The 24,582-nt window shown below is 52.2% G+C and carries 20 protein-coding genes; 9 read left to right on the top strand and 11 right to left on the bottom strand.

Annotation, left to right across the window (positions count from 1 at the left end; genetic code table 11):
• Window positions 1-198: 198 nt before the first annotated feature.
• Both DUE52_RS08050 and DUE52_RS08045 read right to left on the bottom strand, forming a co-directional pair.
• Window positions 199-1,431 carry an ABC transporter permease gene (locus DUE52_RS08050; RefSeq protein ID WP_114405472.1) on the bottom strand — a complete coding sequence of 411 codons (1,233 nt, stop codon included), beginning with the start codon at window positions 1,429-1,431 and terminating at the stop codon, window positions 199-201.
• A gap of 6 nt (window positions 1,432-1,437) precedes the next feature.
• Window positions 1,438-2,064, bottom strand: coding sequence for an ABC transporter ATP-binding protein (locus DUE52_RS08045; protein ID WP_114405471.1), 627 nt, complete (start codon window positions 2,062-2,064; stop codon window positions 1,438-1,440).
• 74 nt (window positions 2,065-2,138) lie between these two features.
• Here DUE52_RS08045 and purN point away from each other — a divergent pair, with 74 nt between their 5' ends.
• Window positions 2,139-2,732 (top strand): phosphoribosylglycinamide formyltransferase, encoded by a 594-nt coding sequence (gene purN / locus DUE52_RS08040; protein ID WP_114405470.1) that lies wholly within the window; start codon window positions 2,139-2,141, stop codon window positions 2,730-2,732.
• Window positions 2,732-3,166, top strand: a complete 435-nt coding sequence (locus DUE52_RS08035; protein ID WP_229312101.1) for a YbjQ family protein — start codon at window positions 2,732-2,734, stop codon at window positions 3,164-3,166. The genes purN and DUE52_RS08035 overlap by 1 nt, the downstream gene beginning before the upstream one ends.
• Window positions 3,167-3,169: 3 nt before the next feature.
• On the opposite strand, the gene DUE52_RS08030 is transcribed toward DUE52_RS08035, so the two are convergent.
• From DUE52_RS08030 to DUE52_RS08010, 5 genes are all read right to left on the bottom strand, one after another.
• A complete protein-coding gene (locus tag DUE52_RS08030; protein ID WP_114405469.1) occupies window positions 3,170-3,406 on the bottom strand; it encodes a DUF4834 domain-containing protein in 237 nt (78 codons plus the stop codon).
• A gap of 66 nt (window positions 3,407-3,472) precedes the next feature.
• The gene (locus DUE52_RS08025; RefSeq protein ID WP_114405468.1) at window positions 3,473-3,907 is read right to left on the bottom strand and encodes a putative toxin-antitoxin system toxin component, PIN family; all 435 of its coding nucleotides are present in this window, start codon (window positions 3,905-3,907) and stop codon (window positions 3,473-3,475) included.
• Window positions 3,908-3,983: 76 nt separating this feature from the next.
• The gene (locus DUE52_RS08020) at window positions 3,984-4,199 is read right to left on the bottom strand and encodes a hypothetical protein (RefSeq protein WP_114405467.1); all 216 of its coding nucleotides are present in this window, start codon (window positions 4,197-4,199) and stop codon (window positions 3,984-3,986) included.
• Between the two features lie 103 nt (window positions 4,200-4,302).
• Window positions 4,303-7,197 (bottom strand): carbamoyl-phosphate synthase large subunit, encoded by a 2,895-nt coding sequence (gene carB, locus DUE52_RS08015; protein ID WP_114405466.1) that lies wholly within the window; start codon window positions 7,195-7,197, stop codon window positions 4,303-4,305.
• 308 nt (window positions 7,198-7,505) lie between these two features.
• Window positions 7,506-8,339 (bottom strand): class I SAM-dependent methyltransferase, encoded by an 834-nt coding sequence (locus DUE52_RS08010; RefSeq protein ID WP_114405465.1) that lies wholly within the window; start codon window positions 8,337-8,339, stop codon window positions 7,506-7,508.
• A gap of 140 nt (window positions 8,340-8,479) precedes the next feature.
• Between DUE52_RS08010 and DUE52_RS08005 the strand changes: the two genes are divergently transcribed.
• Both DUE52_RS08005 and blaOXA read left to right on the top strand, forming a co-directional pair.
• Window positions 8,480-9,958 carry a hypothetical protein gene (locus tag DUE52_RS08005; RefSeq protein WP_114405464.1) on the top strand — a complete coding sequence of 493 codons (1,479 nt, stop codon included), beginning with the start codon at window positions 8,480-8,482 and terminating at the stop codon, window positions 9,956-9,958.
• Window positions 9,959-9,972: 14 nt separating this feature from the next.
• Entirely contained in the window at window positions 9,973-10,764 is a 792-nt protein-coding gene (gene blaOXA, locus DUE52_RS08000) for a class D beta-lactamase (RefSeq protein ID WP_114405463.1), read from the top strand.
• An 80-nt stretch (window positions 10,765-10,844) separates the two neighbouring features.
• Here the strand turns inward: blaOXA and ggt are convergent, their stop codons facing one another.
• On the bottom strand, window positions 10,845-12,602 hold the full coding sequence (ggt, locus tag DUE52_RS07995) for a gamma-glutamyltransferase (protein WP_229312100.1): 1,758 nt from the start codon (window positions 12,600-12,602) through the stop codon (window positions 10,845-10,847).
• Between the two features lie 161 nt (window positions 12,603-12,763).
• On the opposite strand from ggt, the gene DUE52_RS07990 reads away from it, so the two are divergent.
• Entirely contained in the window at window positions 12,764-13,069 is a 306-nt protein-coding gene (locus DUE52_RS07990) for a GNAT family N-acetyltransferase (protein WP_114405462.1), read from the top strand.
• 113 nt (window positions 13,070-13,182) lie between these two features.
• On the opposite strand, the gene DUE52_RS07985 is transcribed toward DUE52_RS07990, so the two are convergent.
• The gene (locus DUE52_RS07985) at window positions 13,183-14,535 is read right to left on the bottom strand and encodes a DUF418 domain-containing protein (RefSeq protein WP_114405461.1); all 1,353 of its coding nucleotides are present in this window, start codon (window positions 14,533-14,535) and stop codon (window positions 13,183-13,185) included.
• Between the two features lie 197 nt (window positions 14,536-14,732).
• On the opposite strand from DUE52_RS07985, the gene DUE52_RS07980 reads away from it, so the two are divergent.
• Window positions 14,733-15,404, top strand: a complete 672-nt coding sequence (locus DUE52_RS07980) for a DUF4369 domain-containing protein (protein WP_114405460.1) — start codon at window positions 14,733-14,735, stop codon at window positions 15,402-15,404.
• Window positions 15,405-15,498: 94 nt separating this feature from the next.
• Complete coding sequence (locus tag DUE52_RS07975; protein WP_114405459.1) at window positions 15,499-16,422, top strand: phosphate/phosphite/phosphonate ABC transporter substrate-binding protein; 924 nt, start codon at window positions 15,499-15,501, stop codon at window positions 16,420-16,422.
• A gap of 12 nt (window positions 16,423-16,434) precedes the next feature.
• Here DUE52_RS07975 and DUE52_RS07970 read toward each other — a convergent pair whose 3' ends face one another.
• Window positions 16,435-17,367: a sugar phosphate isomerase/epimerase family protein gene (locus tag DUE52_RS07970; RefSeq protein WP_114405458.1), complete on the bottom strand. Its 933-nt coding sequence runs from the start codon at window positions 17,365-17,367 to the stop codon at window positions 16,435-16,437.
• A gap of 290 nt (window positions 17,368-17,657) precedes the next feature.
• Between DUE52_RS07970 and DUE52_RS07965 the strand changes: the two genes are divergently transcribed.
• Window positions 17,658-19,685: a caspase family protein gene (locus DUE52_RS07965; protein ID WP_165840892.1), complete on the top strand. Its 2,028-nt coding sequence runs from the start codon at window positions 17,658-17,660 to the stop codon at window positions 19,683-19,685.
• A 31-nt stretch (window positions 19,686-19,716) separates the two neighbouring features.
• On the opposite strand, the gene recG is transcribed toward DUE52_RS07965, so the two are convergent.
• Window positions 19,717-21,819: an ATP-dependent DNA helicase RecG gene (recG, locus tag DUE52_RS07960; RefSeq protein ID WP_114405456.1), complete on the bottom strand. Its 2,103-nt coding sequence runs from the start codon at window positions 21,817-21,819 to the stop codon at window positions 19,717-19,719.
• Between the two features lie 235 nt (window positions 21,820-22,054).
• On the opposite strand from recG, the gene DUE52_RS07955 reads away from it, so the two are divergent.
• A complete protein-coding gene (locus DUE52_RS07955) occupies window positions 22,055-24,454 on the top strand; it encodes a T9SS type B sorting domain-containing protein (RefSeq protein WP_165840891.1) in 2,400 nt (799 codons plus the stop codon).
• The last annotated feature ends 128 nt before the right edge of the window (window positions 24,455-24,582 follow it).

Genomic DNA, 24,582 nt, shown 5'->3' with positions numbered 1-24,582 from the left:
GGGGATTTAGGGGCAAGAGCGGAAGTGCAATGAACTATCAGACGTAAGTCCTAGAGTTATGAGTTAAGAATTAAAAGTTAAAAAATATGAATTTAAGTTATTGAAAACCAGTATAATAGAGTTTGGTCTGAGTTTCAACTCATAACTCATAACTCATAACTCATAACTCATAACTCATAACTCATAACTCATAACTCCCTATTCCTCCGCCAGCGTCTGGGAAATATTCATCCGGTAAACGCCCAAAGCCGGGAGTGCTGCGGCAATAATGCCGATCAGGACGGCGACGCCCAGCACCAGCCATTCTTCGGGCAGGATGCTCAGGTTGTTCAGGCTGTAATGGAAATTGCGTTCGGCGCGCATCGAGAACAGGAGCAAACCGATGCGGCTGAAAACCAGTCCTAAGATGAAACCGATTAAGGAAAGCGTTAGTCCTTCCAGCAGCAACATGCCGAAGAGCTGCGTTCGTCCAGCGCCCATCGACAGCATCAGGGCCATTTCGTACTTGCGTTCTTTCAGCGAATTGTAGAGCGACACAAATACGCTGATGCCGGCGATGAGCATGATGGCTACCGCCAGTCCGCGCAACGTATCGACGCCAATACCCAGTAAATCGAACAGGCGGTTGATTTCGATGGCAGGCAGAGCCGCCAGCAATTTGGAGTTGTCGTTGATGCCACGGGCCACCATCATGCCCATTGGATTCCGGAACTTCACCAACATACTGGTAATTTCGCGGGGTGCTTCGGCTTCGTGGTCATGGTCTTCGTCGGCGTGTGTTTCACCCTCATGCTCCTCACCTTCGTGTTCTTCGTGGTGCTCGTGAATCGCCCAGACGCTCGATAAGGGCGTGAGAATCAGTTGGTCGATGACGCTGTTGCTGGGGTTGAAAATACCGACGACCTTGTATTTCGTCTCGCCGTGTTCTTCGCCATTGCCGTCCAGCCCGTGCGAACCGGAGAACGTATCACCCAGTTTCAGACCAGTCGTTTCGGCCACGCGGGCACCAATGGTCACTTCCAGGTCTTTCTGAAAGAGCGCGCCCTGATCGACGGTGGCTTCAAAGTGATCGACGTATTTTTTGTTGGTCCCGACGATCCGGAATGTCTTATAACTATCACCCATCGACAGCGGAATGGCGGTTTTGATCATCGGGTTGCGGGTCAGCCGTTCGGCATCTTCCAGCGGAATGTTACCCGTGGGCGAATCGATCTGGTAAATGCTCGACAGAATCAGTTGCAGCGGGCTGCCTTTCGCGCCCAACACCATGTCGATGCCTTTGACGTTGCGGGAAAACTGCTCGTCCAACTGCTTGTTCAACAGCAGCAACAGCGAAATGATCGTGATGCCCAGCGTCATCAGCAAGCCACTCAGGAAACTGCTGAGCGGTTTGTCTTTCAGATTGGCCCAGCTTATTTTAAAAAGATTCATACCGGTCTATAAAATCACCTGATTCGAAAATTCGTCTTTCAACCGCTGGTCGTGCGTCACCACAATCAGACTGGCTCCAATTTGCTCGGATTGTTCGCGCAGCAACGCCACCACCCGGGCGCAGTTGACGTCGTCGAGGCTGGAGGTAGGTTCATCGGCCAGAATCACCCCCGGTTTGTTCATGACGGCCCGTGCAATGCTCACCCGTTGTTGCTCGCCCTGACTCATCTGGTGGGTTTTCTTGTTCAGGTGTTCGGCAAAGCCCAGATGCGCGGCCAGTTCACGGGCCCGGTTTTTGTCCTGTGGGTTTTTAGCTAAATAATTGGCCAGCAGGAGGTTGTCCATCACAGAAAGCGCACTGACAAAATGCGGTTTTTGGTAGATGATGCCCACATGAGCGGCCCGGAAGGTGGCGGTTTTGGCCGGGGGCAATTGGGTCAGATCGGTTTGGTCGATGGTCACCGAGCCGTTCTCCGGCCGAAGGAGCAACGCCAGCAAATGCAGCAGCGTGGTTTTGCCCGTACCGGATTTTCCCAGAATCAAAACCGCTTCGCTGTCGTTGCAGCGGATGTCCGGAAAGGCGAATCGTTTGGTCGGTGCGTACGAAAAGGTCAGTTGATGCGATTGAAGCATACGGCTAATATCATCAATTTTTTTCGAAAGATACGTAGGTTTGTAGCGTTATTGCGTTCCATTTTGATCAATCCATGAAGCGAATTGCCATTTTTGCCTCCGGCTCCGGAACCAACGCGGAGAAAATTGCCGGGTATTTGACCGATCATCCCGACATTGAGGTCACATTGATCCTGTCCAACAACCCGAAAGCCGGGATCATCGAGCGCGCGCGCCGGGGGTTTGGCCCCGACCAGAAACTCCATGTTCCGGTTTTGGTGTTCGACCGAAAGACGTTTTACGAAACCAATCGCATTGTAGAACTCCTTCACAAACAGGAGATTGATCTGATTGTGCTGGCGGGTTTCATGTGGCTTATACCGGAAACACTGGTTAAAGCGTTTCCTCAACGGATGATCAACATTCACCCGGCTTTGTTACCGAAATTTGGTGGCAAAGGTATGTACGGTCATTTTGTACACGAAGCCGTAGTCGAAGCGGGCGAACTCAAATCGGGCATCACGATTCATTATGTGAATGAGCACTACGATGAGGGAGCCATTCTTTTTCAGGCTTCCTGCGCACTCGAACCGTTTGATACGCCGGAGGATGTGGCCCAAAAAGTGCAGGTTTTAGAGCACCGGTATTATCCGGAAGTGGTGGAAAAAGTGTTAATGAATATCGAATAATGAATATCGAATATCAAATAGCGAAGGTTGGCCGATACGGTTTTGTGGGGTTGATTTTCCTGATGGTCAGTCTGGCGGGGTGTTTTCGGCCGGCGATTCCGATCTTGATGTCGCCCAATTATCCGGTAGATGTGTTCTACGAGAACCAGCAGCCCGACCGGCCGTTTACGGAAATGGAATGGCTGGAATACAAGGAAGAAGTGCCGCTGACCCAACAGCAGCAGGAGCCGATTAAGGGGCGCATGGTGAAACGGGGCAACAACATCGAGCAGAAAGAACTGCTGCTGGCGCGCTTAACGATGCAGGCTAAAAAACTGGGAGCCGACGCGTTGATTGCCGTTCGGTACCAATACTACAGTTCGGCAACCGTCAATGGGTATTCCATGCGGGGAATGGCCGTGAAGTACCAGAAGGAGCGTGAGGTGAGTCAGTGAGATTTACTTCACTTCGTCGTAATCCACATATTCACCACCTTTCAGCTTGGAGTCGGTGGCACCGGGCGTCGTGGTATAAACGCGGGTTTCGCCTTCGCGACCGCCCTGATTGAAACGCTCATTGGCTTTACGCTGTTCTTTGGCAAGTTGGCGGCCGACCAGCAGCCAAAAGAAAAACCGTCTTACCGGCGGTACAAAGGCGATAAGGAGCAGAAGAACGAATAAGAATTTAAAAATCATGCTGAACGACCGGGTGTTCGGGTTATGAGATAAAGATATAACGCAAAAGCGGATTAAACAGTTGCTCTACTGTTGAATATATCGATTATAAAACTCGCGTGGTGACAAAATCTGGGTCTTCTCAAAGGTAATCAGGTCCAGCAGATCACGATCGCCGGTGATAATAAAATCCGCATCAACAAATTGAGCTACTTGCAGGATGTGGTTATCGTCGGCATCACGGCAAACTGTAGGTAACTCGGAGTCAGGAAAAACCACTTGATGGCGTATCCGTATTATTTCATTAATGGCAGAACGGCGTTCGATAGAACAGCGGAATTTGGGAAGGCCTAATTTCTCATCTAACTCGTTGAGAATCCATTCGGAAGTGAATAGTTGAAAATTTACCGCGCAAAAATCGTGGACTTTGGCAGAGAAACCGGGAAAGACAAAGGTAGAGATAAAGACGTTGGTGTCGAATACAATGACTGTCGAAGCCAGTAGGCTTGGGCGAGTTTCCATGGTAAAGTTAAATTAGAAATGGAAACCGACTACCCCTTAGCCGATTGGTGTAAAATTAAGCAATTATTTGTTAAACTCAGGAAATCTCTCTGAAAATATCATCTTCCGATTGGAAGCCTGCTTCTTGGGCAACACCTTTCATTTCCTGGCGAATCTGATTCACTTTTTCCAGATACAAATAGTCGGCTACAATCTTCTGAATTAACTTTTCGGAGGATATGTTGAGTTGCTTTGACTTTTTCTGCAAGTCATTGAATGCATTTTCTTCAAGAGATAAAGTCAGGACTGTCATAATTCTCTTTTTAATAAATATCCGACTTCATAACGTAAAAAACAAAAAAACAGTTGAGTTACACCGAACGGGCTGACTCAACTGTTTTGTAATTAGTATTCGACTACCGGCTCAAATACAAATTACGCTCGGAGTAGACTTTCTGGAAAAATTCGTCTTCCAGATCGTCGATGAAGTAAATCCCTTCACCGGTCGACTTCATTTCCGGGCCGAGTTCCTTGTTCACATTCGGGAATTTGTTGAACGAGAAGACCGGTATTTTGATGGCATAGCCTTTTTTGACCGGTTTGAAGTCAAAATCCTTCACTTTTTTCTCGCCCAGCATCACCTTCGTCGCGTAGTTGACATACGGTTCCTGGTAGGCTTTGCAGATGAACGGCACCGTCCGCGATGCCCGGGGGTTGGCTTCGATGATGTACACCATCTCGTCTTTTACCGCAAACTGAATGTTGATCAGGCCGACGGTTTTCAACGCTTTGGCAATCGTCCGGGTGTGGGCTTCAATCTGCTGGATGACGGCGTCACTCAGGTCGAAAGTCGGCAACACGGCGTAGGAGTCGCCCGAGTGAATCCCGGCCGGTTCGATGTGTTCCATCACCCCGATGATGTAGACGTCTTCACCGTCGCAGATGGCGTCGGCTTCGGCTTCAATGGCGTTTTCCAGGAAGTGATCGAGCAGGATGTTGTTGTCGGGAATGTCGTGCAGAATCTTGACGACGTGTTGCTCCAGTTCCTGTTCGTTGAGCACAATCTTCATGCTCTGCCCCCCGAGAACGTAGCTGGGCCGCACCAGAAGCGGGAAACCCAGTTCGCGCGACAGCTCAACGGCTTCGTCGGAACCGCGCACCGTTCCGAATTTCGGGTACGGAATGTTGTAATCCCGCAGCAGTGCAGAGAAGCGTCCGCGATCTTCCGCCAAATCCAGTGATTCGTAATCCGTACCGATGATTTTAATGCCGTAGCGCGTCAGTTTTTCGGCCATTTTCAAGGCCGTTTGTCCGCCCAACTGCACAATGACCCCCACCGGATTTTCGTGCATGATGATGGCATGAACGTGCTCCCAGAAAACCGGCTCAAAGTACAGCTTGTCGGCAATGTCGGGGTCGGTCGAGACGGTTTCGGGATTGCAGTTGATCATGATCGTCTCATAACCACACTCCTTGGCGGCCAGAACGCCGTGTACGCACGAGTAATCGAACTCGATGCCCTGCCCGATGCGGTTCGGGCCTGATCCAAGAATCACCACTTTCTTGCGGTCGCTTGTGATCGACTCATTTCCGGCTAGCAAACCAACGGGTAGAGCGCCTTTTTCGGGAAAATCGCCACCGGCACTGGGCAATTGCGGGCTGTTGAACGTCGAGTAGTAATAGGGCGTCCGGGCTTCGAACTCAGCCGCGCAGGTGTCTACGCATTTGAAAACGCGCCGGATGTTGTGCTCCTGACGGAAATCGTAAATCTTGCTTTCCTTGACCCCCAGCAAATGGGCCAACTGGCGGTCGGCATAGCCTTTCTGTTTGGCTTTCAGAATCAAAGCGGCCGGTATATCGTCCAGATCATACTTTCCGATTTCTCTTTCCAGTTCCACCAGTTCCTCAATCTGATACAAAAACCACTTGTCGATTTTGGTCAGATTCTGGATGGTTTTGAACGACATACCAATTTTGAAGGCGTCGTAAATGTGGAACAGTCGGTTCCAGCTTGGGTGCGCCAGACTGTGGGTGAGGGCAGCCTGGTCGGTCAGTTCCCGGCCATCGGCACCCAGGCCGTTGCGCCGGATTTCGAGCGACTGGCAGGCTTTCTGCAAGGCTTCCTGAAAATTGCGGCCAATGCCCATGGCTTCACCCACCGATTTCATTTGCAGACCCAGCGAGCGGTCGGCACCCGGAAATTTGTCGAAATTCCAGCGCGGGACTTTTACAATCACGTAGTCGATGGCGGGTTCGAAGAACGCCGAGGTCGAGCCGGTGATCGGGTTGATCAGTTCATCCAGATTGTAGCCAATCGCCATTTTGGCCGCGATTTTCGCAATCGGATACCCGGTTGCTTTCGACGCCAGGGCCGAAGACCGGCTGACACGCGGGTTGATTTCGATGGCAATGATGGAATCGTCGGCCGGATTGACCGAAAACTGAACGTTACAGCCGCCGGCAAATTTCCCGATGCCGTCCATCATTTTAATGGCCAGATCGCGCATTTGCTGGTAGAGCGTATCGGGCAGGGTCATCGCCGGAGCCACCGTGATGCTGTCGCCGGTGTGAATCCCCATTGGGTCGAAGTTCTCGATGGAGCAGATGATGATGAAATTCCCGGCCCCGTCGCGGAGGAGTTCCAGCTCATATTCTTTCCAGCCCATCACGCTTTGTTCAACCAGTACTTCATGCACCGGCGACGCGTGTAGTCCGTTGTTGAGCGCCTGATCGAAGTCTTCCGGCAGGTCGACAAAACCGCCCCCGGTTCCGCCGAGGGTATAGGAAGGCCGGATAACGAGCGGAAAACCAATTTCCTGGGCAATTTCTTTTCCTTCGAGAAACGAACGGGCTGTGCGTCCTTTGCAAACGCCAACCCCCAACTCGATCATTTTCAGCCGGAATTTCTCGCGGTCTTCGGTGGTCTCGATGGCTCTGATATCCACACCGATGATGCGGACGCCGTATTTTTTCCAGACACCGGCTTTATCGCAGTCAATGGCCAGGTTTAAAGCCGTTTGGCCACCCATCGTTGGTAAAACCGCATCGATGGGATGACCTTCTTCCTGATGCTTTTTGAGAATTTCGACGATGGATTTTTTCTCAAGCGGTTTCAGATAGACGTAATCGGCATTGATCGGATCGGTCATGATCGTGGCCGGATTCGAGTTAATCAGCGATACCTCGATGCCTTCTTCGCGCAGCGAACGGGCGGCCTGTGAACCGGCATAGTCGAATTCGCAGGCCTGACCGATGACAATAGGGCCGGAGCCGATAATGAGAATCGAACGGATGGAGGAGTCTTTGGGCATTACAGTGAGACGAATGAATAATGAATCTGGCGACCGTTGCCACGGCAAACCGATGAAAAATGTGTGTCAATCCTTAACACACAATCACTATTCCTGACCCCCTGAAACGTACTGGCCCGAAGCGAAAACAGGTTGGCACAGCGACCGGAACGCAGACACAGGGCGAACCGTTTAGTTGCTTCCGAAGCCAATCTGTTTCGGTATGGTCAAAAATCCCACAAAATTAGTGGATGGAGACGAATTAGGAAGAAAAACTTTTAAATGTTTTTGTCGTTGCACCCGGAAACCGCAGTGCAACGACAAAAACGCTATTTTTTAGTCACAAAGATCAAATCCTGGTAATCAACGGTATTGAGTCGACCACACCAGTTGCCAAACTTAATATCGCGAATGGTCAACCCCGCTTTTTCAAACGCTTTCCGGGCGTAGGTCTCATCGAACGCAATCATACTTTCGGGCAGATCCTGCAAATACACCATCGTGTTGTCCGTAAAAGGCGTCAGGTGTCGATCGTACTTATTTTTTCCTTCGGCATTCAACCGGCGTGATTCCTCGTTCAGCAAAAACATGGTGATGTAGCCCCGCGCGCCCTTCTTCAACGTCCGCGAGATTTCGGCCAGATACCGCTCAAAATCCGGTTCGAGCATGTGGGTGAACACCGAATTCAGAATGACATAATCGAAGGTTGTAGAATCAAACGGAAACCGCAGCTCGTGGCCCTGCATGGTTCCGTTCGGGTTATACATCTTGTTGTAGACGTTCAGGTGGTGAAAGTTGAAGTTCGGGAAGCGTTTGTGTACTTCCTTGTTACACCAGTCTACGCCGTCTTTGACGATCTCGATGCCGTCATATCCACCGGGCGTTTTCAAGTATTCGGTCAGGGGAATGGCCAGCCGGCCAATGCCGCTGCCGACGTCCAGAACGCGGTCGGTTGACTTAAGGTTACCGATTTCTTTCATCCGGTCAATCGTGAGTTTCCCTACTTTCCTGAAATCGCCGTCACCGATAAAAATCATCCTGGACGGAGGAGTGAGAGCATCCCGTTCGCCGGTAATAATCTCCAGTTGATCGATGACGGAAACCGGAATGACATTCTTTAGTGCGGTTTTTATCGAGTTGGGAATCAAGCTTTTCAGGCCCATTATTGAATTGCTTTTGGTTTAAATAGCGGCCAAGTTAAACATTAAAGCCATTATTTTGTAAACTTATCCCCAAGTTTACGTTTTGAAAGAAACAGATATTTATTGATCGGAAAATTAACGGGTTAGTCTCCTTTACAACTATGATGGTACGTCGACGTGCATGGGTCCTGATAGCGGTGGTTGGTCTGACGTTTGCAGGCTGTTACAAATACGAAGAGCGGGTTTGGCGGACGCCTTCCAACCAGGGAGGTACACCCGGTACGCCGGGTACGCCGGGTACGCCGGGGGGAAATACGGGCGGGAGCGGTCCCGGAACCTCGCCCATCACCGGTTTGCCCAATCCACCGGCCCGGCCTTCTTACATCGATAACGGGTCACTTCGCCTGAGTGTCGATCTGAACATGGGGGGGGCTATCACCTACCTGGCCACGTCGGCCAATGGGCAGAACCTGGTGAACAACTGGGATTCGGGCCGCCAGATTCAGGCGTCGTTTTATGCCGGGCCAACACCCTTTGCGCCGGGCGGCAAACAACCCCATCCGCAGTGGCAGGAGTTGGGCTGGAACCCGATTATGTCGGGCGACGTTTTTGGCAACCGTTCGAAAGTGCTTGAGTCGCGGAATGATGGGCGGGAAATTTACGTCAAAACCGTGCCGATGATCTGGCCCAACGATAACGTGGCTGGCGAATGCACGATTGAAACCTGGATCACGCTCGATAAAAATACCGTTAAAGTGCGTCACCGGCTGAACAACAACCGGAGTGATACGAAACAATATTCGGCGAAACCGCAGGAGTTGCCGGCCGTCTTTCTGAATGCGCCGTTTCGGAATGTCGTTGCCTACACGGGTGCGCGCCCGTTTACCAATGATGTGCTCACCAAAACGAGTAGCCAGACCGTCAACGAAATTTTTGGCGGACAACCGCTGATCTCTCCGGAAAACTGGATGGCGATGGTCAACGATGCCAACTGGGGGGTAGCAGTCTATAAACCGAACCACCACTATTTTATCGGCGGTATTTTCGGAACCTCACCCATTGGGGACGAATACGACTTCACAACGGCTTACATTACGCCTTCGGCCTACGAAGTCATCGACTATAATATTCAGTATCAGTACGATTACACGCTGGTCGTCGGCACGCTCGACGACATCCGGAAGTATGTCTATGCGCAACCCCGCCCCAAACTGGCTCCGGATTATCGCTTTGTGGCCGACCGGCAATCGTGGTGGTATTATCAGGGAACCGATCGCGGCTGGCCCATTAAAAACGAACTGGATCTGCCGCTCGATAACGGGAGTTTCCTGATGATCGGCCCCAACGAAATGTACCAGGCCGCCGATGTGCCGAAGATGTACATCAAAGGGGCTTTCAAAACCGATGCAACCCAGGCCCGGCTTCGGTGGATGGTGCCGAAAGACCCCGAATTTGTGGCCGGGAATTTTGTCGATTTTCCGATTATTGGCGACGGTCAGTACCGGACGTATGAAATCGATATGACCAAAGTGCCCACCTGGAAAGGGTCCATTATTCAACTCGGTTTTGAGCCGGCCCTGGGTGAAAAAGGCGGAGCGGGTAAGTTTGCCAAAATTCAGTCCATCTCGTCCAAACCGTAACGGTTGCCCTTTCTATGAAGATACTGGTTGCCCTCGCTTGTCTTTTTCTGCTGAGCTACCGCCCCGCTTCCGTGACGGAACGCCCGGATTTCGAACGGTTTTTTACCGAACAGAAACTGAAAGGGTCTTTTCTGCTCTACGACCCGCAGCGTGACCATTACACGGCGTATCAGTTTGAACGCACCCGGCAGGGCTTTCTGCCCGCGTCCACGTTCAAGATTCTCAACACGCTGATCGGTCTGGAAACCGGTGTTCTGAAAGACGAGCATTCCGTTATGAAATGGGACAGCGTCAAACGGGACATCGAAACCTGGAACCGTGATAATACACTCGAAACCGCCTTTAAAGTTTCCTGCGTGCCGTGTTACCAGGAAGTGGTCCGGAAAGTGGGCCTGAAACGGATGCGCGAGTGGGTTGCTAAAGTTGGTTATGGAAAACCGGACATCAACGCCGACAACCTGGATTCGTTCTGGCTGGAAGGCAAATCCACGATTACACAGGAGCAACAAATCGATCTGTTGCGCCGGATTCACGAGGGCAAGGTGCCGTTTGCACCCAAAAATCTGGCGATTCTGAAAAAAATCATGCTCATCGACGAAAAACCGGGCATGAAACTGTACGGCAAAACGGGCTGGGCCGGCGGCAGTGCCAATCCCAACATCGGCTGGTTTGTAGGCTACGTCGAGAAAGGCGACAAGGTCTATTATTTTGCCACGAATATCGAAAGTCCAAAACCGGTTCCCGCTACGTTTGTTCCCGCCCGTCGTCAGATTACGGAAGCGATTTTGAAGGAGTTGGGAATTTGAATTAAGAGTTAAAAATTAAGAGTTAAGAGTTAAGAATTTGCTGACGCATCCATAACTCTTCACTCTTAATTCTTCACTCATCAATACCCCACGGCTTGCCCATCTTTCCGCATTTCCGAGGCCCCGTGATAGACTTTGTGCGTGGTATCGGACAGGATGGCCTGGTAACCGCCGAAGAAATCCTTCGGAATCAGGTGGTGGCCCCGGCGCTCCAGTTCCTTGCGGACTTCGTTTGAAATGCCGCTTTCCAGCGCCAGGTGACCGCCGTCCAGCATTAAGGTGCCAATGGGTTCGCTGCTGCCGGAGTGACTAAACCGGGCCGCATCGCCCGCTTCCTGCACGTTCATGCCGAAATCCAGGAGATTACACAGAATCTGAACGTGACCCTGCGGTTGCATGGCTCCGCCCATGACGCCAAAACTCAGGAACGGTTTTCCGTTTTTCAGGACAAAAGCCGGGATGATGGTGTTGAAGGGACGTTTGCCCGGTTTGTATTCGTTGGCGTGGCCGGTTTGCAGGCTAAAACTCGTTCCCCGGTTGTGAAAAACAAATCCCAGCCCGTCGGGAACCAGCCCACTGCCAAATTCGAGCATGTTACTTTGAATCAACGACACCATATTCCCTTCGTCGTCGGCCACGGTGAGGTAGGTCGTGTCGCCCTCCCGCAGTGGCAGCGCACCGGAATCGACTCGTTTGGCGGCCTGTTTCGGATCGATCAATTTCCGACGCCGGGCGGCATAGTCCTTCGATAACAGCCAGGCTAGTGGTATTTTGGCGAAATCCGGATCTGCATAAAACCGGGCGCGGTCCTCGAAAGCCAGCTTTTTGACTTCCGTCAGTACGTGCAGATACTCCGCGCTGTTGTGTCCCATTTTCTTTAAATCATACGCTTCCAGCATGTTCAGCATCTGGAGAACGGCGATTCCCTGGCCGTTGGGCGGTAGTTCAAAGACATCGAAGCCCCGGTAATTGACCGAAACTGGATCGACCCAGGTGCTTTTGTGACTAGCCAGATCTTCTTTGCGCAGGTATAGCCCGTTTTTTCGGGCATACCGGTCGATGACGGAAGCAATCTCTCCTTTGTAAAAAGCATCCCGACCGCCGTTGGCAATCTTTTCATAGGTAGCCGCTAAATCCGGGTTTTTGAAGACTTGTCCTTCTTTGGGAGCCAGTTGATTGATCAGAAACGTTCGGCGGAAATTGTCAACTTCCTGAATTGTTGACCGGCTCGCTTCCAGCCGCCGAACGGCTTCCTGCCACGAATAGGCAATGACCGACGGAACGGGAGCACCTTCGCGGGCGTAGCGGATTCCGGGCGCCAGCAGGGTTTTCATGGCGAGTTTGCCAAACCGCCGGTGCAATTCGAACCAGCCGTCTACGGTTCCCGGCACTGAAACCGACAGGGGCCCATACAGCGGAATCGTCTTGCTATCGCCTAAAACCGCCTTTAATTTGTCAGATGTCAGCCCCCGCGGAGAACGACCGCTGGCGTTCAGACCGTACAGCTTCCGGACTTTGGCCGACCAGACGATGGCGAATAAATCGCCACCGATGCCGCAGTTGTTGGGTTCCAGAACGCCCAGGGCCGCGTTGGCCGCAATGGCCGCATCGACGGCGGTTCCGCCCTGTTTCAGCATGTCGAGGCCGATTTGCGACGCCAGGGGGTGAGCCGTCGCCACCATGCCGTGGCTGGCTACGACCGGGCTCCGGGTAGCGAAGTTCAAACCGCTGATGCGATCTCCTTTCCCCGCTTGCGCCAGTCCCTGTGTGGAAAAGAGCAGAAACAGGGCATAACCGGGCAAGAAAAGCATCACCAAACGTTCCATTTTTGATTTCATACCGTGATTGCGTAGGCTTGGCGGGTAAGTTATCAAATAATGAGAAACGGGGTGGAATTTCTCCCTGAAAAGCGGTCGCAATTCGATTTATTCCTATATTTCCGCAAACCGGCCGCCATTTTTTCAACGACCGGTGCAGCATTCGTTTACCGTACCATACGATGGCAGAAATCAAACCAGACCTGGACCAGAAAAATCCCGGTGCTTTTTACCTCTACGAAGAGGGCGTTAAAATTGGCGAAATGGTGGTCAATATCACCGATGGTAACCTGACGGTTTACCACACCGAAGTGGTGCCGGAAGCCGAAGGAAAGGGCTACGCCAAACAGATGCTGGATGCGATGGTGGCGTATGCACGGGAACATAACCTGAAAGTCATTCCGCTTTGTCCATACGTACATGCCCAGTTCAAGCGGCATCCGAAGGATTATGCGGATGTTTGGACGAAGGAAGAAGACGGATTGTGAAAAAGTAATTTTAAATGTAAAATGAGAAATGATGAATGTTAAATGTAAAAGTGGTCGGATTTGAAACACTTTTACATTTAGCATTCATCATTTCTCATTTGAAATTCCCTTCTTTAACCCTGCATGGGTTGCCGTTTCCAGTAGGTCAGCGATCGCCAGAGCCATTCGAAGGGGCCGAAGCGGAAGAACCGGAGCCAGAGGGCCGAGAAGATGAATTGAAACAACCACACGGCGGCTACGACGAAGTAAAGTTCATAATACGACAGCTTGCCGAAGTAGCCAAAACCGTATCCGTAGAAAAACAAGGTGCAGATGATGCTCTGCATCAGGTAGTTGGTGAACGCCATTTGTCCGACGTTGGCCAGGGCTTTCATCAGCCAGGGAACGATGCCCGAGCGGTAGATCAACAACAGCAAACTGGCATGTCCGAGGGCGGAAGCGGCCCGGCGAATCTGGTAGAAAGCCTGGAACGGAAACGAATTTGCATCCAGTACTTTGCCGGGATTTGTATACCAGGCGACGCCATCCCAGAAGGCAAACCAGCCCAGCGACAGACCGATGCCGTAACCGGCCAGCAAGGTCAGAACGTAGGTTCGGGTGGGCAGTTGATTGGAAAAGAAGCCCCATTTGAACAGCGCCATACCCAGAAACATCAGCGCCCAGGCGTCCCAGATGAAATTCTGGTAGAATTTAACCGACTCAAATTTGGTATTCAGCGGCAGATACGATTTGAAAATCGTGCCGTAATCGCCCTGCATGGTTTTGTTAATTTCGTCTTCTTTCTTCTTGTCGTATTTCGCGTTTTTTTCCACGGCGAGCCAGCCTTCTTTGGCTTTTTTGAGTTCGTCGGTCAGCGGTTTTTTCTGTTTCTCCAGTTGAATGGCTTTGAGGTAACCTTCCCGATTCTCCTGGGTTTCCATCGCCTTGAAAAATCCTTTTACGCCCAAAACCGCCACGCAGAAAAACGCGATCAGAAGGTAGGTTCGGGGCTTCATGTTGCGAAACGGAAACAGAAACAAACCGCAAACGCCGTAGGTATACAGAATGTCGCCGGGCCAGAGCAGCACAAACGCGTTGAACATACCGAACAGAATGAGCCAGAATAACCGCCGGTAGTAGTAATCGGGCATGCCGTAGCCATCGGTTTGGGTGTCTTTCTTGGCCATAAACAGCAACATTCCCGCGCCGAAGAGCATGGAAAATAACGCCCGCATGGTCCCTTCAAAAACCACCGAAACCGTCAGGAAGGTTCGGAAATCCGGCGAATCGACCGGGGCCGTGAAAAACCGGGGCGTGGCCGTGTGCGACAGGCCAAAGTACGGGATGTTCATCATCAGAATGCCGAGTAGCGCAAAACCACGAATGACGTCGATGGTTTGAATGCGGTCGGCTTTGGCAACGGGCTGAACGGCGACGTAGCCGGGAGATTCGGAAGTCAACGAGACGGTGGGGGAAAGGGCATCCATGGAGCAGAAAGGTAGAGGTTGACGATACCGTTTTGATTTGAAAAGGCCAGAGGATAAGTTTACTGCCGGTTACGGACAACAAACGCAGACAGAAAGGGTACTTTTGTTGTTTATTCTCTGTAATATACCCGGTTACATTCTGGGTATCAAAACGTTTTATTTAACGGCAAATCTTAAAAGAGCCTCACCATCGTGTCATGAAAAAAAGTATTTATAGTCTCGTCCTCCTCCTCAGCGTTGGATTTTTTACGTCGGTTCAGGCCCAGAAGAACGTCAGGCTGCAGGGCAATGTCAACGGACTGGGTACGGTTATGGTGTACCTCAAGAAAACCGATAATGCCAACAGCAAGCCGTTGATCGTGGATTCGACCCGGGCAGTGGATGGTAAGTTTTCGTTCAGCCGTACCATTCCTGAAATTGATTTCTACAACGTAGTAGCGGCCGGTTTGCCGGGACAGGTACAATTTATCTGGGACGGCGATCTGACCCTCGAAGGCACCCGCGACGCGTTTCGCGAAGCCGAAGTGAAAGGCTCTCCGCTGACCGACCGCTGGCTGAAATTTCAGAATGAAGTGGACCTTCCCTATCGTGAAGTGCTCATGGATTTGTATAACGACCGCCAGCGTTCGACCGGCGACACGGCCATTGCCAACCGGGTGGCACGGGAAGAAAAGCGGCTGAAGGCAGAACAAAACCAGAAAGTAGCCGAGCAGATCAAGGCCAACCCTGATTCGCAACTGAGCCTGTATTTGCTGAACTGGTACTGGAACCAGTTTCCCAAAGCCGAAGCCCGCGCCATGTATGACAAGCTCAGCAGTTCGTTCAAGAGCCACACGCTGGCCAAACGTTTGCAGAATCAGTTGAAGTAGGAGCGGTTTTTCATTTCCGTTTGATAAATCGTTGTCAGCCCGTTTGGATTGATTGGACTACTTTCGCGGTTTCATTTCAACCCATCCACGCTGTATGAATCCTGTTTTGCTCCGAATCCGGCTGATCGTCCTGATTCAATGGTTTGCTTTTCCGGCGTTTTGCCAGATGCCGAAACTAACACTGGCCACGTATACTTACGCCGACAACAACCGCCTGGGCAATATTCAGCCCCTGGCCGACGTCCTGAGTCAGAAACTGGGAATGCCGGTTCAGACCAAAAGTTACGGGAACGTGGCCTCGTTCATTGCCGGTATCGAGGCTGGTGAAGTTGATCTAGCCCTCATCAGCACGTTTGGGTATTTGCTGCTCATCAACCGGGGGGCCAGCCCGTATACGCCGGTAGCGGCTTTGCAGGTGCCGCCCGATGTGCGCGATAACTACAAAACCGCCCTCATTGCCCACGCATCGTTGCCGGTCAACCGGATGACCGATCTGACGAAACAGGCTGCTCAGTATCGCATAACCTTTGTGAGCGAAACCTCCACCTCCGGTAACCTCATTCCACGGGCTTATCTGTACGCCAACGGCCTGCCGGAACCCGAGCGCCAGTTTCAGGCGGTCGCGTACAGTAAAACCCACGCCAACGGATTGACGCAGGTGCTGGAACGGAAAACCGATCTGGCGGCTTTTGGCAGTGAAGAGTACCACCAAGCCGTTCGGAAAGATTCGACATTGAAAAACCGGATTAAACTGGTCTGGGAGTCGGAGGAGATACCGCTGGGGCCGGCTTTGCTGAAAAATACGCTGGACGTTTCGTTGCAGAAAAAGATCACGGACATTCTGTTAGCCTTGCACACCGAAAATCACGCTGCGTTGGTGGCGCTGCGTTCGGGCTGGTCGGAAGCGCGGCAAGCCGAGAAATTCCGGCCCATCGACCGGGCTTTTTACCAATCGTATCAGCAACGAATCGGCGCTCCGAAGACGCTGATCGAGCAGTTTGCTAATTTGATTCGGTAGCCTCTTCTTCCCCTACGCCAGCGGAATCCCGGCTTCGGTCGCTTTGCGGATAACGAATTGCCGGGCTTCGTCGTATTCTTCCGGGGTGCGGAGGTGTTCGAGCATAAAGGGAACTTCGTTCGACAAGGCCGTAACATTTTGGATGTAGGCAACGTAATCGAGCGTTCCGCGACCCGGCATCGTTTCGGCAAAATGGACATCCTTGCCGTGGACATCCTTGGCATGAACTGCCACAATCCAGCGCCCTAACGTGCGGAAAGTCTCGTTGATCAGGGCCGTGTTGTTGTAAAACCGTTCGGGCGTGTTGATGATGTTGGCGATGTCGATGTGTGCGCCAAAAGCCGGGCGGTCGATGGCTTTGATGAATTTGAGGTACGAATCCGGCCCGTCGGGCAAACTCCAGCCCATCATTTCGAGCGCAAATTTGGCGGTTTTTGGTTTAACGGCATCGATGACCTTCCGGCAGTTTTCCACCGTCGCATCGAAGTATTCTTTCGTTACATTGCGGGCATCCGGGCCGTCCCACTGTTTCGGGTTGTAGGAACCGGCGATGTTTACGCAGGTCAGCGCCCCGATCTCTTCGGCCAGCGCCAGCCGCTCGGTCACATACGCCAGGTTTTTGTTCCGTTTTTCGGCATCCTGATCCAGCATATTAACCCAGGCACCGACTTCGGCGATGAGAACGTTCTGCTCCGCAAAAGCCTTCCGGATGGCCGCAATTTTGGCGGTTTCTGTCAGCTTGACCGCCGGAACATAGGCCGAGCTGTAGTGCAGCCGCCGGTGTTCGCGGGCTAAGGCTTCCGGGTCATCGCTTTTCAGGAAGATGGGGCCGCCGAGCCGCAGCGGTTTTGGGGCTGTTTTCAAAACCGGTAGCGGTGGAACGAGCAGACTGCCCACCATCAGGGTGGAGGATTGTAGGAAGTGGCGACGGGAGAGGGGTTTCATTCGATTTTTTGGGGTAAATATATAAGGATTGGGGTAAATGTTTTTTATTATCGTTTCTGCCGTTTTTTTCAATTCAGATGATAACTTATTGCCTGATTGGGCATTTTTAGCTGACGGTGTTTGATGGAGTTTGTTTCTGATCGGTTCTCTTTTCGCCGGTTTAGGTCTTTGTACCCATACTACCCATCCAACAGACGCCTGTTGTTTAAGTCGGAACTTTGAAGCGAAATGAAAGCATGTTGAAACTAGATAGAAAAACAATTGTCACCCTACTGTGGCTTTTTATCAGTGTGTTTGAATGCATACCACCTGCCCAGGCGCAGAAAAATGAAGCAAAAAGGTATACGGATTTGATGGAACTGGGCGTTGCCGCTTTTCAGAAAAAAGACTTCACGGCCGCTATCCGATACATGTCGGAAGCTAGTAGCCTCATGCCAAATGACACCATTGCCCCACTTTACACCGGAATTGCCGCTCAACAACTAAAAGATGAGCCAACCGCAAAAACACAATTTGAAAAATACGTTGCGCTTGGAGGGCGGGATGCTGCAGTTTTTTACACCTTGTCATCGTTTTATAAAGCCGATCAGGACTATGAAAAGGCCCTTTCTACGCTCGACAAAGCCATTGCCATCCACCCCGCTAACCGGGATCTTGCCAACGAACGAATCAATATTTTTTTGACTTCCAATCGGATCGATGAGGCAATTGACGATTTAAAAAAGGCGGTTGAGCGAAATCCGAACGATGTACAAAGTCTCGTTAATCTTTCCATCATCTACACGAATAGGGCTACTAAAACGGACGAGGAAGTTGGCAAACTGGAAATTGAGACCAAGAAAGAAAGCGATCTGGGGAAACAACTGGCGGATACGAAAAAAACGCTGGACGTCTATCTGACTGAGCAGAAGCGACTCAATGCGCTTCTCAGGAAACAACCCCAAAATGCCGAATTGAAACGTCAACTAGGCACGGTAAAACAACGCATTACTGATAATCAAGCTACAATCGTTCAACTGGAAGCGAATGACCAATCGGCCATGCACGCTTCAGCCGCGTTGGAATCTGGCAGGCGGCTGGCGGAGGTCAGGGAGAAATTTGTCGGAGAAAAAAAACTGGAAAAAGCTTATCTGACCCGCGCGCTAGCCCTTGATCCTGGTAATTACGATGCCAATTTTAACATGGGTGTATGGTATTTTAACCAGGCTGTTAAACTTAAAAAAGTAGTCGATGGCATGAATTTGGCGGAGTATGCCCAGTATGGCAAACGGATAGAAGGGCAGGTATGTGGCACGTTCAAAAAGGTAGTGCCGTATTTTGAACGGGCCAGAGAGACCAAAAGTACAGAAGCTGATCTGAACGAGCATTTAACCAATCTGCAAAACATTCTGAAGCAGTTTGAGGAGAAAAAAGTGGCTTGTGTCATGCCCATCGGCGACGAACCATTTTTGACCACAATACCCGCCGACCCCGTTGCACAGCGCCCTCTCGAATCTAAACCGACTACCACGCCGGGCCCAAAACCGGGCCAGACCACCCCTACTACCACGGCTGCTGCCCAGCAACCGGTCGATTCGAAACCCGATAGGCCGACTGAACCACCGACTAGCCAAGCCGTTGTCGTAGCCTTTCCCCGACGCTTTGCGCTCGTGGTCGGCAACTCCGCTTACCAGAATGGGTCGTCGCTGGAAGGAATGCCCGTCAATGATGCCACTGATATCGCCGATCGGCTGCGCGCGCTGGGTTTTTTGGTGACGCTGGTGACGAATTCTACCAAATCCACGCTTGAAACAAGCATCGGTCAGTTCAATCAACAGCTTAAAAACGCCGATGTCGCGCTTTTTTTCTATGCCGGACACGGTATTGAATTCGATAATCACAACTACCTGATTCCGGTGGATGCAAAGCTGACGGATCCGGACGATGTGGATCTCCAGGGGGTCGATGTGCAGAAACTGATTGACCGGATGCGCCGGAATACCCATGCGGCTTTTAACGTCATTATCATGGACGCCTGCCGCGATAACCCTTTTAAATCCTTCAGCCGGGGCGGTTCCCGAGGATTTAAACCCGTTGGTGATCTTTCCGGCGAAGGCAATATGTATCTGGCAATGGCAACCGGCTGGGGAAACGTTGCCGAAAATAGTTCCGGAAGAAATGGCGTATACACCCGTTCGCTTCTCAACCACCTTCGGTCGGGCGAAGTGCTGGATGATGTCTTGTTACGTACACAGATTGAGGTGAAACGGCAAACCAAAAACCGGCAAAATCCGCAAGTTGTTACCGAAATGGCGCAGGAAATCAAGTTGAAATTCTGATAAAAACTGTGCAGATCTTGATCTGCGGACGCTAACTGATCCGGCTCCAGTTCGTTTCGTCCGCCCGCTGCATTTCTACCTGGTTCCGGATCGGGGCGTGTTGGGGCAAAATCAAATCGGGGTCTTCGTCCAGAATCTGTTGCGCCGACTCCCGGGCCGCCATCAGAATGGCTCCGTCTTTGGCCAGGTCGGCCAGAATCAGGTCGGCAATGCCGCTTTGCTGCGTGCCGGAAAGGTCGCCGGGGCCGCGAAGCTGGAGGTCTACGTCGGCAATTTCAAAACCGTTGTTGGTTTTCACCAGCGTCTCGATGCGGGTGCGGGTTTCCTTCGAGAGTTTATAATCCGTCATCAGAATGCAATACGATTGCTCGGCACCCCGCCCAACGCGCCCCCGCAACTGGTGCAACTGCGCCAGACCGAACCGCTCGGCACTTTCGACCACCATCACGCTGGCATTCGGTACGTTTACGCCGACTTCAATTACGGTTGTAGCCACCATGATTTTGGTCTCGCCCTTCACAAACCGGTCCATTTCAAAATCCTTGTCGTAGCCCGTCATCCGTCCGTGCAGAACGCCAATGGGGTGATTCGGAAACGCGCGGGTGATGCTTTCGTGCCCGTCCATGAGGTCTTTGAAGTCCAGTTTTTCCGACTCTTCAATCAACGGATACACAATGTAAATTTGCCGCCCCTGCTCAATTTGCTGCCGGATGAACCCAAATACTTCCAGCCGGTGCGTATCATACCGATGAACGGTTTTGATCGGTTTCCGACCCGCCGGGAGTTCGTCGATCACCGACAGATCGAGGTTGCCGTAAAGTGTCATCGCCAGCGTCCGCGGAATGGGCGTGGCTGTCATGACCATCATGTGCGGGTAAATCTCCTGGTTTTTGTTCCAGAGCCGGGCGCGCTGGGCCACGCCAAATCGGTGTTGCTCGTCGATGATGCACAAACCGAGGTTCTTGAACTGCACCACGTCTTCCAGCAGCGCGTGCGTGCCGACGATAATGTGCATCATACCGCTCTGCAACTGGTCATGGATGATCCGGCGGCCTTTGGTACGGGTCGAGCCCGTCAGCCGCCCGATGGTCAGGCCCAGTTGGTCGGCAAACATTTTCAGTCCGTAGTAATGCTGGTCGGCCAGAATTTCGGTCGGGGCCATGATGCAGGCCTGGGCGCCGTTGTCGATGGCCATGAGCATGGCAATGAAGGCGACGATCGTTTTGCCGCTGCCGACGTCGCCCTGCAACAGCCGGTTCATCTGTTTTCCGCTGACCAGATCGCCGTGAATTTCGCGCAAAACCCGCTTCTGGGCATCGGTTAGTAAGAACGGCATGAACTCCTTATAAAACCGGTTCAGCAGCGTCATGTTCCGGAATACCTGGCCGGGGTATTCGGTTTTGTGAATCAGCTTGTTTTTGATCAGCCGCAACTGGTTGTAAAACAGTTCTTCGAACTTCAGCCGCCGTTCGGCCTGTTTGAGCCAGGCCTGGCTTTTGGGCAAATGGATGTTCTCAATCGCGTCGGCTTTCGAGATCATCCGGTATTTTTCCAGCAGCGAATTGGGCAGCGTTTCATGAATGTGCGGATACGCTATTTCGAGCAACTGTTGCATCATGCGGGCAATCAGCTTGCTGTCGACCCGCATCCGGCGCAGCTTTTCGGTCAGGTTATAAATCGGGTGAAACGTACTGCCCTGCTCGTTTTCGGCGGTTAAGGGATCGAGTTCCGGGTGCGTGATGCTGTATTTGCTGCCAAAAGCAATGGGTTTGCCGTAGGCGATGTATTCGGCACCGGGGCGCAGAAATTTCTCAAAATGCGAAATGCCCTGAAAAAAAACCAGATCCATCGAACCGGTATGGTCGGTAAACTCAGCCACCAGCCGCTTCTTGGGGCCTTCGCCAATCACCGCCCAGTCGCGGATGCGGCCGATGACCTGGGCCGCCGGGAGGGCTTCCGAGAGTTCAATGATGGTGGTGAAGCGGGTGCGGTCTTCGTGACGGAACGGGTAATACTGAATCAGGTCCCGGTATGTAAAAATGTTGAGTTCGGTATTGAGTAACGACGCCCGCTGAGGGCCTACACCCTTCAAATAGTCAATTTTTGTGTCGAAAAACGTTACGCGCTCAGTCATACCCTCAATTTGTTGAACAACCCCGCCGGAGCGGAATGGTTCGGGAGTCAGCCATGTGGTTAACCAAAACTACAAAATTTCGTAAAAGATACTGTTTTTCGGATGAGTTGATACCAATTTGTCGCTTGAAATCAGGGAATAAAGGGCTGAAAATGAAAATTTTTAGAACGATTCTTTTAACTTCTGCCATAATGGCTTACTTTTTGTAAGAATATACCGGGATAGCATGTGGTCTATGGCTCAACGGAATACGTTTCTTTTACTTCTGGTGTTTATCGGCTTAAGTCGTTGGACATCAGCTTCACACATCGTCGGCGGCAACGTCCGGCTTACCGCCGGGGGAACGCCTGACCGATACACCTTGTCGCTGGATTTGTTCATCGACGAACAAAACAGCCAGGCGGGTGACATCAAACCAAGCCTCAAACTGGCCATTTACCGCCGACGGGACAATCTGAAAATGGGTGAGTTCGAACTCCCCCTACTCAGTGAGCAGGCTCTCGCCGTTTCTAACCAGGCCTGTGCGCAACTGCGGCCCCTGAAACTTCGTGAGGTGGTTTATAGCAAAGATATAGAACTTTCCGGGGATCGCTTCGACGACCCCGACGGCTATTACGTCGTTCACGGGGTGTGTTGCCGCAGTGGAGCCATCGATAACATCGTTCAGGCCGACGAGTCGGGCATGGTTTTTTATCTGGATTTTCCGCCTATAAAAACCGTCCCGAATTCCTCACCGGTTTTTTCGGTTCCCACGGGCGAGTACGCCTGCAAGGGACAGCCGTTCACCTTCAGCTTCAAAGCCACTGACGCCGATGGCGATCAATTGAAATATTCGATTGTCACGCCCTACAAAGGTTTTACAAATCAAGGTGTTGCCTTTGACAACCAGCCCAGTTCGACCTATCCGACCGTCGGGTGGAAAGCCGGGTTCAGTGCGGCCAGTTCCGTACCCGGTACGCCGGGTCTTCAGGTCAATGCCGAAACCGGGGTGCTCAACGTAACCGCCAGCCAAATTGGCCTGTTTGCTTTTGCGGTTTTGTGCGAAGAATACCGGGATGGGAAACGGATCGGTTCTGTTCGGCGGGATTTTCAACTGGCCGTTGTCGATTGTCCCAATAACACGCCACCCGCACCAACGATTACGCTGGAAAAAGCCCCGGAAAATGCCCAGATCGGCAAGGCCGCAGATGGCACCATTTCGAGCGTATCAGCCTGCCAGGGTCAAAGCGTAACCCTCAAAACCGAGGCTTCCCCCACCTGGTCGTTTCAGTGGCAACGCGATGGTATCAATCTGCCGGGCGATACGCTGGCTACGCTGGTGGCCCGAGAATCCGGAAATTATACGGTGGTCAAACAATTCCGGAACACCTGCGGCAAACCCAGCCCGGCGCAAACCAGCGTGAAAGTCGATCTGTCGGAAGCCGAGACCCTGAAGCTGACGGCGACGGGGCCGACTACGTTCTGCGACGGGAAATCCGTTATCCTGAAAGCCCCCGAAGGCCCGTATTCGTACGCGTGGTTCAAAGATGACCGCGTGTTTCCGGGGGCCAGCGAGCCGGATTATCAGCCGCATGAAACCGGCGAATACAAGGTTCAGATCACGAGTGCTATTACCGGCTGCGTCGTCACCGACAGCGTCATGGTTCGGGTGAAACCCAAACCGCAGGCGTCGATTGTGCCCCCCGCATTGACGACGGCCTGTTCCGGCGATACCATCCGGTTGAACGCCATCACCCGCCCGACCTATACCTACCAGTGGGCCAATACCGGAACCGTCATCGACCAGGAATCAGGCGCGTCGCTGGCGGTTACACAAGCCGGTCATTATGTGTTAACCGTTACCGACACCAACCAGTGTCAGGCCACTTCTGAAGAGGTTCTGCTGCAATTTAAAACCGCTCCCACCGTTACGATGGCGCCTTTACCGGCTCTTTGCGAAAATGCCACCGCACGTCTGGCCCTGAGTGCCGAACCCGGTGGCGGAACGTTTGCCGGTGTGGGGCGGGCGGCCGGTGCCGTTTCGGGGCTGGAATTCGATCCGGCCAAAACCGGCCCCGGTCAGTTTGTGATTACCTACACGCTGTCGATGCCGGGAAATACCTGTCCGGGCCGGGCGCAACAGACGGTGGTTGTGCATCAGGCGCCGACCATTGCCGTTGCCAACGCGACGGTTCGGCGGGGAAGCGAGGTTCAGTTGAACAAAAACAGCATCGATTCGCTCCAGTATTACTGGACACCCTCCATCGGATTGAGCAGTCCGGTGGCCGCCGAGCCTTTTGCCAGCCCCGACACTACCACCACGTATCGGGTGAGAGCCACTACCCCACAGGGCTGTGAATATACCACCCGGCTGACGGTGACGGTGGTGACGGCCCTTTTTATCCCGGATGCTTTTACGCCCAACAACGACGGAATGAATGACCATTGGGTGATCCGGGGAATCAGCGATTATCCTGATTGCCAGGTTGAAGTATACAACCGCTGGGGCAACCCGGTTTTTGTTTCGCAGGGGTATTCGCAGCCGTGGGATGGCAAAAGCGCAGGGCAGGATTTGCCCCCGGCGGTCTACCATTATGTGATTAAACCCGGTGACTCGCAGCCCCACCGGAGCGGCAGTTTGCTGATTACCCGGTAAAAGGGCAAAACCGTCATTGAATCGTTTCAGGCCAGGATGCAAGCCGTCTGTCGGCCGGTTTCTGTGGAATTTTGTTTAATTTTTCTTCTACATTCTTCGTTTTTTGATTGAATGGGCTTAACCATTGC

Origin of the sequence: Larkinella punicea, assembly GCF_003334855.1 — a bacterium.
Classification (GTDB): domain Bacteria; phylum Bacteroidota; class Bacteroidia; order Cytophagales; family Spirosomataceae; genus Larkinella; species Larkinella punicea.
Note: the sequence above shows the minus strand (reverse complement) of the source record. Positions and strands in the feature narration are given on the sequence as shown.

What these genes read in the sequence shown, in the direction of transcription:
- DUE52_RS08050 (WP_114405472.1), bottom strand. Translation starts at nt 1,431, where the DNA reads ATGAATCTTTTTAAAATAAGCTGGGCCAATCTGAAAGACAAACCGCTC.
- DUE52_RS08045 (WP_114405471.1), bottom strand. Translation starts at nt 2,064, where the DNA reads ATGCTTCAATCGCATCAACTGACCTTTTCGTACGCACCGACCAAACGA.
- purN (WP_114405470.1), top strand. Translation starts at nt 2,139, where the DNA reads ATGAAGCGAATTGCCATTTTTGCCTCCGGCTCCGGAACCAACGCGGAG.
- DUE52_RS08035 (WP_229312101.1), top strand. Translation starts at nt 2,732, where the DNA reads ATGAATATCGAATATCAAATAGCGAAGGTTGGCCGATACGGTTTTGTG.
- DUE52_RS08030 (WP_114405469.1), bottom strand. Translation starts at nt 3,406, where the DNA reads ATGATTTTTAAATTCTTATTCGTTCTTCTGCTCCTTATCGCCTTTGTA.
- DUE52_RS08025 (WP_114405468.1), bottom strand. Translation starts at nt 3,907, where the DNA reads ATGGAAACTCGCCCAAGCCTACTGGCTTCGACAGTCATTGTATTCGAC.
- DUE52_RS08020 (WP_114405467.1), bottom strand. Translation starts at nt 4,199, where the DNA reads ATGACAGTCCTGACTTTATCTCTTGAAGAAAATGCATTCAATGACTTG.
- carB (WP_114405466.1), bottom strand. Translation starts at nt 7,197, where the DNA reads ATGCCCAAAGACTCCTCCATCCGTTCGATTCTCATTATCGGCTCCGGC.
- DUE52_RS08010 (WP_114405465.1), bottom strand. Translation starts at nt 8,339, where the DNA reads ATGGGCCTGAAAAGCTTGATTCCCAACTCGATAAAAACCGCACTAAAG.
- DUE52_RS08005 (WP_114405464.1), top strand. Translation starts at nt 8,480, where the DNA reads ATGATGGTACGTCGACGTGCATGGGTCCTGATAGCGGTGGTTGGTCTG.
- blaOXA (WP_114405463.1), top strand. Translation starts at nt 9,973, where the DNA reads ATGAAGATACTGGTTGCCCTCGCTTGTCTTTTTCTGCTGAGCTACCGC.
- ggt (WP_229312100.1), bottom strand. Translation starts at nt 12,602, where the DNA reads ATGAAATCAAAAATGGAACGTTTGGTGATGCTTTTCTTGCCCGGTTAT.
- DUE52_RS07990 (WP_114405462.1), top strand. Translation starts at nt 12,764, where the DNA reads ATGGCAGAAATCAAACCAGACCTGGACCAGAAAAATCCCGGTGCTTTT.
- DUE52_RS07985 (WP_114405461.1), bottom strand. Translation starts at nt 14,535, where the DNA reads ATGGATGCCCTTTCCCCCACCGTCTCGTTGACTTCCGAATCTCCCGGC.
- DUE52_RS07980 (WP_114405460.1), top strand. Translation starts at nt 14,733, where the DNA reads ATGAAAAAAAGTATTTATAGTCTCGTCCTCCTCCTCAGCGTTGGATTT.
- DUE52_RS07975 (WP_114405459.1), top strand. Translation starts at nt 15,499, where the DNA reads ATGAATCCTGTTTTGCTCCGAATCCGGCTGATCGTCCTGATTCAATGG.
- DUE52_RS07970 (WP_114405458.1), bottom strand. Translation starts at nt 17,367, where the DNA reads ATGAAACCCCTCTCCCGTCGCCACTTCCTACAATCCTCCACCCTGATG.
- recG (WP_114405456.1), bottom strand. Translation starts at nt 21,819, where the DNA reads ATGACTGAGCGCGTAACGTTTTTCGACACAAAAATTGACTATTTGAAG.
- DUE52_RS07955 (WP_165840891.1), top strand. Translation starts at nt 22,055, where the DNA reads ATGGCTCAACGGAATACGTTTCTTTTACTTCTGGTGTTTATCGGCTTA.